Genomic DNA, 12,361 nt, shown 5'->3' on the forward strand with positions numbered 1-12,361 from the left:
TGGTTAGCAAAGTCGAACGCATCAGGGTTTCCATAAGGTGAATACACGGCGGAGCGGTGCATCAATATAGTGCACGCATGGGATGAGTGCCTGTAAGTCTCAGGTAAGGTTTATATGAAATAATGTCGGTCAGATTCGCCGCTTTTATTAGAGATCTATTGGGATTCTGCTGATGATTTCCACTTATCTTGGGTATACGATCGCAACCAGAGATATGACAACGTCGCTCAATCAGGTGGCGCAGCAGTCGCAAAACAAGCGTTTGATCGACTATTACAATGCCAATATCGGCAAAGTAACTGACGTCGACAGCTTCCTGAATGACTATCAATTATACAGTTATGCCATGGAAGCCTATGGGCTTTCCGACATGACCTATGCAAAGGCCTTTATGAAACAGGTCCTGACCAGCGACCTCAGCGACTCCAGCAGTTTCGCCAACAAACTCACCGATCCCCGCTACAAAGCGTTCGCTGCGGCGTTCAATTTCGGCACGAGCGCGACAGGTACAACGAATACGGCGCAAACCAGCACGCAGGAAGACGACCTCATCGGACTGTACAAGCAGTCATTTACGAATGAGGAGACGTCGGCGGCAACCGAAACGAGCTATTACAGCCAGAACATCGCCTCGGTTAAGACGGTCGATGATCTCCTCGGAAATACCCGCCTGCGCAATTATGTGCTGCAGGCCTATGGCATTGATCCGACCTATGTATCGAATTCGGCTCTGAAGCAGATGCTGACGAGCGATCCCAGCGATCCGAACAGCTATGTCAATCAGAACGGCAGCGCCGCCGACAAGGCTATGGTGGCGGAATTCAATTTCAATGCCGACGGCACGGTCAAGACATCGACACCGGACGGCGACACCGCCTACTACCAGGCCAATATCGGCAACATCACATCCGTCGATCAGCTGACGTCCAATCCGCAGCTGTTCCAGTACGTCAAGACGGCATTCAACATCCCGTCCTACATCACTGCGGATCAGTTTAACGCTTCCGCCAAGGATGCCGGTACCGCGAGTTCGAACGGGCTGACCGCCGTCATGGCCGAGTTCAATTTCCAGAGCGACGGCACCGTCGCATCCGGCTCGCAGGCACAGACCTCCGGCCAGATAAGCGCCACCACGGCAGGCTATACCGCGAACTATCCGGGAGGGCCGCAGACGCTCAGCCAGCAAGCCGATGTGATGAGCGCCTATAATTTCACCGTGCCCTCGTTCGTCACGAGCGTCGGTGCGGCCGATAATGATCTCTACTACAAGAATCATATCGGCTCCATCACCTCGGTCGACCAGCTGACATCGGACACGCGTCTCTTCGACTACGTCAAGACGGCCTACGGCATCGATCCGACGACCCCCGCCGCCGTCTTCAAGAATGCCTTTGCCGATCCAACGACCGCTGCCATCTTCGGCCTGACTTACGCCGTCTCCCAGTTCAATTTCCAGTCGGATGGAACGCTTGCTTCCGGCCAGACGGCGCAGTCCCAAAGCGAGATCGATGCGGCTTCCAAGGCCTATATGAGCAACTACCAGTCGTCGCAGTCGACCCTGAACACGGATGCGGTCAACAACTACAAGAACCGCATCGCCAACGTGAAGACGATCAAGGACTTCTTTGCCAGCAATACCTCCGACAGCAGTGCCGCCAACGGCAGCGCGCCGGAACTCTATCAGATGGCGCTGCGCGCCTACGGTATCGGCGAGAACGAAGTCACGAAGTCACAGCTGACGAAGATTCTCGAAAGCGATCCCTATGATCCGAAGAGCTACGTGAACTCGCTCAAGGATTCCCGGTTCACGGCTCTTGCCAAGGCCTTTAATTTCGACAGCAAAGGCAATCTTAAGGCGCCGGTGCAGGCTCTGTCGCAGACGCAGATCAACAGCTATATCTCGCAATATTCCAGCCATAGTACGGCGGGACTGTCGGGGGCCGAACTGACCAAGGCCACCAACGATGCCAAGACAGCCGCCACCTACTTCGCCACCAACATCGTCAAGGTGACCAGCGTCACGGATCTGCTGGCCGACAGCAAACTTACGAACTTCATTCTGACGGCTAACGGTATCGATCCGAAGACGGTGGATACGGCGACGCTGAAGAAGGCATTCGCGGCCGATCCGTCCAATGCAAAGAGCTTCATCAACACGGCTGACGGTGCTAAGTTCAAGAGCATCGTCGAGGCGTTCAATTTCGGCACCGACGGAAACCTGACCGACAGCAAGCTCGGCACCGCGCAAAACCAGGGTGCGCTCACGGCGACCAATGATCTCTTCCTGCATCAGACGCTGGAAGATCAGCAAGGCGAAAGCAATCCCGGCGTGCGCCTGGCGCTCTATTTCCAGCGCAAGGCGCCCGCGATCAACTCGATCTACGACATCATGGGAGATGCCGCCCTTTATGAGGTCGTTACCACCACCTACAATCTCCCGAGCTCGATCTCCAGCATGGACGTCGATACCCAGGCCAAGATGCTCGGCAACTTCATCAATGTGAGCGACCTGCACGACCCCGACAAGCTCAACCAGCTGCTGCAGCGATTCTCGGCGATGTACGATATGCAGAACAATACGACCTCTTCGACGTCGCCTGCGCTTTCGATTCTGACGAGTTCTTCCCCGAGCGCCGGTATCAGCGCCGACACGCTGCTTTCCATCGCGCAGCTCTCTTCGTCGCGCTGATGGATCCCGCAAAAAATTAAACCTGTCTCATTGCCGCGTTCCCGCGCGGCTGAGCTGTGCTATGGGCCTGTTTCTACAAAGATTCCGAGGATATTCGGATGCGTTTTTCGGGTGCGGAATGGCTGCTTTCCACAGGGGCAGGAAGGAACTTATTAACCAACCTTGCCCTATTCGATTTGAGAAGCCAACGGCAATATCAATGACTGGGTTGCAGGTCTCATGCGTCTTTCCCGAACGACACTTTCGAATGCGTCACAAGGCGTCCAGCCCGAGGGCGATCTGGACCCGGAGCAGGCCGCCGAAGAGGCGCGCCGGGCCGAGCAGATCGCTGCTCGCCGCGCATTCCTGGAAGAGAAGATTCGCAACGCTCGGGAAGCCAAGCGCAAGGCTGAAGAGCAGCGCCGGGCCGAGGAGAAGCGCCTTGCTGAAGAAGTGAGAAAGCGCACCGCCGCCGCGCCGCCGCCGGTCGTGGAGGCGCTCCAGGCCGCGGCGGTTGCGAGCGAGCAGGAAATGCCGGTTCTGCCGCAGGGAATCTCTGCGGAGGATCTCGCGTCCCCCGGTTGGCAGAATGCCTTCCTGATGGGACCGAATGTGCGCTTCACCCGCACCCGCGAAAATGAAATCATCAGCCGCCGACCGCCTCCCGAACCTCGGGCTGAAGTCAAGCCTCCCGTTGCCTCGCATGCGGCGATGCGGGTGATGGAGCCGCCGGCCGTCGAGGTTCTGATCGCCGCCGCTGCTCGGCAGCCGGTGCAATCGTCAGAGTTCCATGTGCCCGCGCTCGAAGACATGCCGCTGGTGGTGGAAGGCTACATTCCGACAGTAATTCAGAATTCCCCGGCAACCGAGCCGGACGCATTGGAGATGACCGTTATCGCTACCGCATTCTCGAAAGCTCCCGCGATTGCGCTGGATGCTTCCCCTGTACAGTCAAGTGTTTCCGAGTCCGTAGCCGCGCCTGTGGTCGAGTCGCGTCTTGCCCATCTTTCCGATTTTGCCTTCTGGGACGCGATGCCGTTCGACGGCGAGTTCGTCTCCGCCCTGAAGGGTGAGCCGAAGCAACCGGCGACGGCGTCCAAGCCGGAGATCGATGCCGAATCGATCATCGCCAAGTTCCGCGTCGTCGAGTGCCGCCGTCCGGCCGCAGCCGTCGAGCCGCAGCCCGTTGTCGTACTGCCTCCGGCAGTGGAGGTTGCGGCACCGGTCGAAACCGCTTCCAGCCAGCCGGCAGATATGAGCACACCGGCCATGGACGAACTCGCTGCGCTCGAGGCCGCCGTCCTGGCCCCGGTCATCGAAGTTGCGCCCGTCGCTGAGGAAGCGCCCCAAGCTGAGCCGCAGCTTGCAGCGGAGGCACCGGCCGAGACATTCGTGCCACCTGCGTTCGTAACTGCAGTCTATGGCACTAAAGCCGCTCCTGCCGTCGAAACCCGCCCCGCTCCGGTCATGGTCGTGGCACCGATGCCCAAGAAGGTTGTTGCGCCTGCGCCTGCCGAGCCGGCCGCCAAGGCCCCATCCACCATTCCAGCCGTCGAAGCCGCCGCGCAGCGCCTGATCGATGCACCGCCGTCGCCGATCTCGCCGCGCCGGCCCGTATCGCTGACGCCGCCCGAGTGGCGTCCGATCGCGCGTACCGCGGACGGCGAATACGAGCTTCCGCCGCGCGAATTACTGCAGGAGCCCGTTGCCCGTTCCGGCGTGATCATGACGCAGGAAACGCTGGAGCAGAATGCCGGCCTGCTGGAAAGCGTGCTCGAGGACTTCGGCGTCAAGGGTGAGATCATCCATGTCCGCCCCGGCCCGGTCGTCACCCTTTATGAATTCGAGCCGGCGCCCGGCGTCAAATCCTCGCGCGTCATCAATCTAGCCGACGATATCGCCCGTTCGATGTCGGCTCTGTCGGCCCGCGTTGCCGTCGTTCCCGGCCGCAATGTCATCGGTATCGAACTGCCGAACGTCAACCGCGAAACCGTCTATTTCCGCGAGATGATCGATTCGCCCGATTTCGAGAAGAGCGGCTATAAGCTGGCGCTCGGCCTCGGCAAGACGATCGGCGGCGAGCCCGTCATTGCCGAGCTGGCGAAGATGCCGCATCTGCTCGTCGCCGGCACCACCGGTTCGGGTAAGTCCGTTGCAATCAATACGATGATCCTCTCGCTGCTCTACCGCATGACGCCGGAACAGTGCCGCCTGATCATGGTCGATCCGAAGATGCTGGAGCTCTCCGTCTATGACGGTATCCCGCACCTGCTGACCCCCGTCGTCACCGATCCGAAGAAGGCCGTCATGGCGCTGAAATGGGCGGTGCGTGAGATGGAGGATCGTTATAAGAAGATGTCACGCCTCGGCGTGCGCAATATCGACGGCTATAACAGCCGCGTCGCCTCCGCCAAGGAAAAGGGCGAGACGATCCATGTCATGGTTCAGACCGGCTTCGACAAGGGCACTGGCGCCCCGATCGAGGAGCAACAGGAAATGGACCTGACGCCGATGCCCTATATCGTCGTCATCGTCGACGAGATGGCCGATCTGATGATGGTCGCCGGCAAGGAGATCGAAGGCGCGATCCAGCGTCTGGCACAGATGGCGCGCGCCGCCGGCATTCACCTGATCATGGCGACACAGCGGCCTTCGGTCGACGTCATCACCGGCACGATCAAGGCGAATTTCCCGACCCGCATCTCCTTCCAGGTGACCTCGAAGATCGACAGCCGCACCATCCTCGGCGAACAGGGTGCCGAACAGCTCCTCGGCCAGGGCGACATGCTGCACATGGCCGGCGGCGGCCGCATCTCCCGCGTCCATGGACCTTTCGTCTCCGATGAGGAGGTCGAGAAGGTCGTCGCTCACCTGAAGCTGCAGGGCCGTCCGGAATATCTGGATACCGTCACGGCCGACGAGGACGAAGAAGACGAGGAAGAAGATACGGCTGTCTTCGACAAGGGCGCGATTGCCTCGGAAGACGGTGACGATCTCTACGAGCAGGCGATCAAGGTGGTCATGCGCGACAAGAAGTGCTCGACCTCCTACATCCAGCGCCGCCTCGGCATCGGCTACAACCGCGCCGCATCGCTGGTCGAGCGCATGGAAAAGGACGGCTTGGTCGGCCCCGCCAACCATGTCGGTAAGCGCGAGATCATCTCGGGCAACCGCAATGGCGGCGGCAATTCGGGCAACGAGGACTTCGATTAATTGGGCAGGGGGATGACACTGGCTGCGGTCGCCGCGGAGAGTATTCAAACGCTCAGCATACTCCGAGCTAGCGTCTCCTCATGAGCAGCGCGTCAGATCGATTGTGATATCAAACACGCTCGAGCTTGATATGCGGCACCGGCGGCAATTCGACGTGAATGGCATCCTCGCGCTGCACGCGGCCGCCCCTCGAGACGATACCCATGATCCCCGCCTTGCGGATCAGGCTGCCATTGGCATCCTTGTCGAGCACGGCATGCAGTAAGCCCTTCTGGAAATTGTCGATCTGCTTGCAGGGATTGCGCAGGCCCGTCACCTCGACGATCGCTTCCGGGCCGATATGAAGGCGTGTCCCCTGGGGCAGAGAAAGCAGGTCTATCCCTCGGGTTGCGATATTCTCGCCCATGTCGCCCGGCGAGACGGAGAAGCCTTTTTCGGTGAGCTCGTCGAACAGCTCTTCCTGGATGAGGTGCACCTGGCGCAGATTGGGCTGGGTCGGATCGACCGCGACGCGGGAGCGATGCTTCACCGTCACCCCCATATGCGCATCGCCTTCGACACCAAGTCCGGTCAGCAGTTGAATATGATCTTTGGTCTGCTTGCTGAACTCGTGCACGCCGCTGCTGCTGACCGATGTCACATATATGCGCTTGTCGCCCATGCCGAACCCTTCCATAAATGATCGAGATCTTATAAATTGGTATATACCAATTTTCAGGCGACAGTATTGCGATGGATGGGAAAAATCAACAGGGCGAAAGCGTGAAGGCCGGTGGTGGCTGGGTGGGCGTTGCCGCGGAGCTGCGAACTGCCATCGAGACGGGCCGGCATGCGCCGGGCAGCCGCCTGCCGAGCGAGCGCGCCTTGTCCGAGCAATTCGGCGTCTCCAGGGTGACGATGCGGCGCGCGATTGGCGAGCTGGAAGGGGAGGGCTTACTGCGCGTGGCGCGCGGCAGCGGCGTCTATGTCCGCGCCGACATACCCGTTCGTTTCCGACTGGGCGACAAGGTGCGGTTCAGCAAGGATTTGACCGCGACGGATGCCAACCTCACGCGCAAGGTTTTTTCGGCTAGGGAAGTTCCGGCAAGCGTCGATATAGCTGCAAGGCTCAATCTCCAACCAGGCGAGGCTGTGCTGGACATGTGCGTGATCGCCTATGCCGACGCGCTTCCCGTCTCCGTCGTCACGCGCAGCTGCTCGGCTGAGCGCTTTCCGGCCCTGGCGGAGAAGTTCGCCGCAATGGACTCGTTTACGGCAGCCCTGAGGGAGTATGGCGTGATGGATTATTGGCGGCGCTCCACCGACATCACGGCCCGGATGCCCACGGAAGCAGAGGCGCGGCTTCTGCAGCAATCACGCCTTGTGCCGGTGCTTGCCTATGCCGGCGAGGACATCGATGCCGATGGCATTGTAATTTCCTGCCAGATCGGCTGCTTCGCCTCAGAGCGGGTCGTCGTGACCGTCTAATCTCAGATCTTCAGGACCTTGCCCGGATTCATGATGCCGGTCGGGTCGAAGGCCGTCTTGATCCGGCGCATCAGATCCATCTCGATATTGGAGCGGATCGTCGCGAGTTCGTCGCGCTTCAATTGTCCGATGCCGTGCTCGGCCGAGATCGAGCCGCCATGCTGCAGCACCAGCCCGTGCACGATCTTGTTGATCTCGCGCCAGCGGCCGATGAACTCCGCCTTGTCGGCGCCGATGGGCTGGGAGATGTTGTAGTGGATATTGCCGTCGCCCATATGGCCGAAGGCGCAGACGCGCGCGCCTGGCATGGCGGCGACGACGGCCTTTTCGGCTTCGGCCATGAATTGCGGAATCTGCGCCACCGGTACGGAAACATCGTGCTTGATCGAGCCGCCTTCAGGCTTCTGTGCGTCCGACATGCTCTCGCGCATGTGCCAGATGGCCTTCTGCTGCGCTTCCGAGCTGGCGATGGCCGCATCCTGGATCAAACCGGCTTCATAGCCCTGTTCGAGCAGTGCGGTCATCATGCGGTCCGCCGTCTCGGCTGAATCGGAGGTGGAGATATCGATCAGCACATACCAGGGATGCGCCGTCTCGAGCGGATCGCGCACACCCGGAATGTGGCGCGTGGTGAACTCGACGCCGATGCGCGGCATCAGCTCGAAGCCGGTCAGCGCCGTGCCGCAGAGGCCGGACGCGTTCTTGAACAGCGTCAGCGCATCATCGACCGATTGTAGACCGGCAAAGGCGACCTGGTGGCCGAGCGGCCGCGGGAAGAGCTTCAGCACCGCGCCGGTGATAACGCCCAGCGTGCCTTCCGCGCCGATGAAGAGATCGCGCAAATCGTAGCCGGTATTGTCCTTCTTCAGGCGGCGCAAGCCGTTCCAGATTTCGCCCGTGGGCAATACGACTTCGAGGCCCAGGCAGAGCTGGCGCATATTGCCATAGGCAAGAACGGCGGTGCCGCCAGCATTGGTGGAAAGATTGCCGGCGATGCGGCAGGAGCCCTCGGAACCGAGCGAAAGCGGAAACATGCGGCCATGCTCGGCCGCAGCCTTATGCACATCGGCAAGAATGCAGCCGCCGTCAACGATCATCGTATTGCCGACGGGATCGATATCGCGAACGCGGTTCATGCGCTCCAGCGACAGGATGATGTCGGAGCCGCCCTCACGCGGCGTCTGCCCCCCGACAAGACCGGTATTGCCGGTCTGGGGCACGATGGCTGTACCCGTCTCGCTGGCGAGCTTGAGGATGGCCGAAACCTCTTTCACCGAGCCGGGCTTCAGCAGCATGGGCGAGGCGCCATGATAAAGTCCCCGATTTTCCACCAGATGCGGCGCAAGTTCCGCGGGGTCCCGCACGGCATGTTTTTCGCTGACGATGGCGGCGAAGCGCTCGAGGAGGTCGGAAGAGGGGGCGGAGCTGCTCATGGCGTGTCCTTTGCCTGATGGTGCCGGGCTGATTTATTCTCTGGGTGCGGCCGCGCGGCGCAGCCGATCGTTGATGGCCTCCCCGAGGCCTTCGTCGGGAATATGCGAAAAGGCGATGGTCGCGGCTCCCGTGGCATCGGCGCGCTTCATGAAGTCGAAAAGGTTGGCGGCGGCCTCCGGAAGGTCGCCTGCAGGGCTGAGATCCAGCACGGCAACGGCATTTTCAATGCCGGCGATGACGGGTGTGCCGAAGCGGATCAGCGCCTCGTCCGCGAAAACCTCCTTCGCCTCGAGCCGCACGGCTGCACCCGGTGCATAATGCGATGCCATCATGCCCGGCGCCTCGATGGCAGCCGAAGCTTTCTTCTTGCGCTTCAGCGCCTTGCCGGTCACCCGCTCGATCTCGGTGGCGGCCAGTCCGCCGGGCCGCAGCAGGCGCATCTCGCCATCCTCGACCTTGACGATGGTCGACTCGACGCCAACGACCGAGGCTCCGGCGTCGAGAATAAGAGTAATCCGCTCCCCAAGGTCGTCACTCACATGATCGGCGCTGGTGGCGCTGATCTTGCCCGACGTGTTGGCGCTCGGGGCTGCAAGCGGGCGTCCGAAGGCGCGGATCAGCTCGCCGGCAAAGCCCTGGGGCACGCGGATGCCGACCGTGTCGAGCCCGGCGGTGGCCAGCGGATGGATGCCGCTATCGGATCTCAGCGGCAGCACCAGAGTCAGCGGGCCGGGCCAGAAGGCTTCCGCCAGCTTGCGCGAGATCGGATCGAAGACCGCGTAGCGCTCGGCCATGGCGAGATCGCTCATATGGCAGATCAGCGGATTGAAGCGCGGCCGCCCCTTCGTCTCGTAGATCCGGGTGATCGCGGCGGGATTGGTGGCATCGGCGGCAAGGCCGTAGACGGTCTCCGTCGGCAGCCCGATCGGCAGGCCCTGGGCAAGCGTTGCCGTCGCCACCTCTATTGCCGTTTGCGGATGTTCGAGAATGTCTATGTGTCGTGCCATGGCCTGCCTGCTTGCAGTTCAGGCCGTTTCTTATGCTCTTCGAGTTTTCGGATCAATCGTCAAAGCTGGCGAATGATGTCGCGAAGCTGCTCGTTGCGGGCGCCAAGGAGGAGAACGTTGCGAATGGCGATCTGCGGATCATGCGTGTGGAACAGCAGGCCGTTGCCGCGAATATCGCGATTGATCGTCAGCTTCTTATCTTCCGCTGCCTTATCCGGATGGATGGCGACAGCGAAATACATCCGCGAATATTTGAGGCTGATGTCTTCGAAGAAGTTCTCTTGCTGGCCGATGCGGGCGAAGAAATTGGCGATATAGAAAGCCCAGTTCACGTCCTCATACTGAGCGAATTGCGTCCGCGCCGCGGTAACGTGGCAATAGCCGAGATGCGGCGTGTCCTTCAGCGTGTGATGAAAGATGAGTTTCGGGAAGCGGATGGACTTGTGGAAGCTGTTGAGCCGGTCATGAGTCTTTTCGCCGGCATCCCTGAGCTTCCGGGCCGTGCGCACAGCGACCTCCTCATGAGTGAGGTACTCCCGCTCTTCCGCCAGCCAATGTAGCTTGTTGCGGCTGATACGGCCCGTGCGCAGGAATTCGGTGTGCCCCGTCGTCGATACCGCTGGCGCCGGTTCTGGCTCGGCGGGCTTCCCAGCGTTGAAATATCTGAGTTTGGCCATGCCGGATCTCGCTATAAAACTCTTTGGACGACATGATGAACGACGGAGCTTGAGCCGAGCTTGACCGCGCCGGCGCGAACGCCCCCGATAACGATTCTGCGGGCATCCTCCGCCGCCCGATTATCCCCTGATCGTCGGCCCTTCGCGGGCCTGTCGCAATCAGAATAAAGCGTCATTGGCGGAATGCGCATGCGATGCTCGGACCATCTCCCACACAAGCGCCCAAGTATTTGAATCGCTTCTCTATATTCTCCCCAGCATGCAACCGTCCTATCGTCCGCTTTCGTCTATCGTCAAATTCGAAGCCGATGTCGCATTGCAGCGCAGCGGCCGACGAGGCCGAGAGCTATGATGATATCAATCTCAAGGTGCCGTCTGCTAGGGAGACGGAGAATTGGGAAGCCGGTCAAAATCCGGCGCTGCCCCCGCAACGGTGGTGGAGTGAGGCATGGCGGATAAAGCCACTGGGCCGACTGGTCTGGGAAGGTGCCATGGGGTCCTGGAAACAGGGCCGCTCCAGAGCCCGGAAACCAGCCTTGGGCATATATGGTTTACTGACCGCGGCGGGCGGTCGGGGCATTGCTTTCGGCCGTTCCCAGCGGCCTTGCATGTCCTCTGCTCGTCTTCCGGTATTGCGCAAGGATAGGCAAATGGATATCGGCAGCAAAGTTCTGCGGCAACTGAAGAACCACCGGACGGGTTTGAGCCTGGAGCAACCCTTCTACACCGATCCCGATTACTTCAAGCTCGATATGGAGACGATCTATTATCGCGACTGGCTGTTCATCGGCCATGATTGCGAAGTGCCGCGCGCGGGCAATTATTTCACCGTGCAGATCGGCGATTATCCCGTCGTCATCGTCCGCGGCCGCGATCAGGTCATCCGCGCCTTTCACAATAGCTGTCGCCACCGCGGCTCACGCGTCTGCACGACCGAGCGCGGCTCCTCGGCAAAGCTCGTCTGCCCCTATCACCAATGGACCTACGAGCTCGACGGCTCCCTGCTCTTCGCCCGCCAAATGGCGGAGGATTTCGACAAGAGCCAGCATTCGCTGAAGCCGGTTCACTGCGAAAGCGTCGGCGGCTATATCTTCATCTGCCTTGCGCAGAACGCCCCGGATTTCGCGCCGGTTCGCGCAACGATCGAGCCCTACATGGCCCCGCATCGCATCAGCGAAGCCAAGGTCGCCTTCCAGAGCACGATCATCGAAAAGGGCAACTGGAAGCTCGTCTGGGAAAACAACCGGGAGTGCTATCACTGCGCGGCCAATCATCCCGAGCTTTGCCGGACCTTCCCGGAGGCGCCGACCGTCACCGGCGTGCAGGGCGCGATGAATGACCCCGTCATCGCTGAACACTGGGCACGCTGCGAAGCCGCCGGCCTGCCGAGCGAATTCAAGCTCTCACCTGACGGACAGTTCCGCGCCGCCCGCATGCCGCTGATCGAAGGCGCCGAGAGCTACACCATGTCCGGGCAGAATGCCGTCAAGCGGCCGCTCTCATCCGACGTGACGATCAACGGCATCGGCACCATGCTGCTCTTCCACTATCCGACGACATGGAACCACATCCTCGGCGACCACGCGATCTCCTTCCGCGTCCTGCCGATCAGCGCCGAGGAAACGGCCGTCACCACGAAGTGGCTCGTTCACAAGGATGCGGTCGAAGGCGTCGATTACAATCTCGAGGAATTGACGCACGTCTGGACCGAAACCAACGACCAGGATCGCCGCATCGTCGAGGAAAATGCCTTCGGCATCCGCTCGCCGGCCTATGAGCCCGGTCCCTATTCGGAAATCCATGAAGGCGGCGTCATGCAGTTCGTCGAATGGTATACGACGTTCATGATCAACCGGCTGCAGGGCGACCAGGCCAAGCTGTCGGCGGTTGCCTGA

At 60.6% G+C, this 12,361-nt stretch carries 8 protein-coding genes and 1 riboswitch; of the genes, 4 read left to right on the plus strand and 4 right to left on the minus strand.

Annotation, left to right across the window (positions count from 1 at the left end; translation table 11 throughout):
• The first annotated feature begins 172 nt into the window (after positions 1-172).
• Both C7U61_RS03920 and C7U61_RS03925 read left to right on the plus strand, forming a co-directional pair.
• Positions 173-2,689, plus strand: coding sequence for a DUF1217 domain-containing protein (locus C7U61_RS03920; protein WP_106996790.1), 2,517 nt, complete (start codon positions 173-175; stop codon positions 2,687-2,689).
• A 219-nt stretch (positions 2,690-2,908) separates the two neighbouring features.
• Entirely contained in the window at positions 2,909-5,881 is a 2,973-nt protein-coding gene (locus C7U61_RS03925) for a DNA translocase FtsK (protein WP_106996791.1), read from the plus strand.
• 109 nt (positions 5,882-5,990) lie between these two features.
• On the opposite strand, the gene C7U61_RS03930 is transcribed toward C7U61_RS03925, so the two are convergent.
• Positions 5,991-6,542: an MOSC domain-containing protein gene (locus C7U61_RS03930; protein WP_106996792.1), complete on the minus strand. Its 552-nt coding sequence runs from the start codon at positions 6,540-6,542 to the stop codon at positions 5,991-5,993.
• A gap of 71 nt (positions 6,543-6,613) precedes the next feature.
• Here C7U61_RS03930 and phnF point away from each other — a divergent pair, with 71 nt between their 5' ends.
• Positions 6,614-7,348, plus strand: coding sequence for a phosphonate metabolism transcriptional regulator PhnF (phnF, locus tag C7U61_RS03935; protein WP_106996793.1), 735 nt, complete (start codon positions 6,614-6,616; stop codon positions 7,346-7,348).
• Between the two features lie 2 nt (positions 7,349-7,350).
• Here phnF and C7U61_RS03940 read toward each other — a convergent pair whose 3' ends face one another.
• From C7U61_RS03940 to C7U61_RS03950, 3 genes are read right to left on the minus strand one after another with little or no spacing between them, the layout of a single operon-like run.
• Positions 7,351-8,781, minus strand: coding sequence for an FAD-binding oxidoreductase (locus C7U61_RS03940; RefSeq protein WP_106996794.1), 1,431 nt, complete (start codon positions 8,779-8,781; stop codon positions 7,351-7,353).
• Positions 8,782-8,814: 33 nt separating this feature from the next.
• Entirely contained in the window at positions 8,815-9,789 is a 975-nt protein-coding gene (locus tag C7U61_RS03945; protein ID WP_106996795.1) for an L-threonylcarbamoyladenylate synthase, read from the minus strand.
• 59 nt (positions 9,790-9,848) lie between these two features.
• Entirely contained in the window at positions 9,849-10,466 is a 618-nt protein-coding gene (locus tag C7U61_RS03950; RefSeq protein ID WP_106996796.1) for a DUF6656 family protein, read from the minus strand.
• 349 nt (positions 10,467-10,815) lie between these two features.
• A riboswitch (cobalamin riboswitch) is annotated at positions 10,816-11,020 on the plus strand.
• Between the two features lie 96 nt (positions 11,021-11,116).
• Between C7U61_RS03950 and C7U61_RS03955 the strand changes: the two genes are divergently transcribed.
• A complete protein-coding gene (locus C7U61_RS03955) occupies positions 11,117-12,361 on the plus strand; it encodes an aromatic ring-hydroxylating dioxygenase subunit alpha (protein WP_106996797.1) in 1,245 nt (414 codons plus the stop codon).

It is taken from the genome of Rhizobium sp. JAB6 (assembly GCF_003024605.1).
Lineage (GTDB): Bacteria > Pseudomonadota > Alphaproteobacteria > Rhizobiales > Rhizobiaceae > Rhizobium.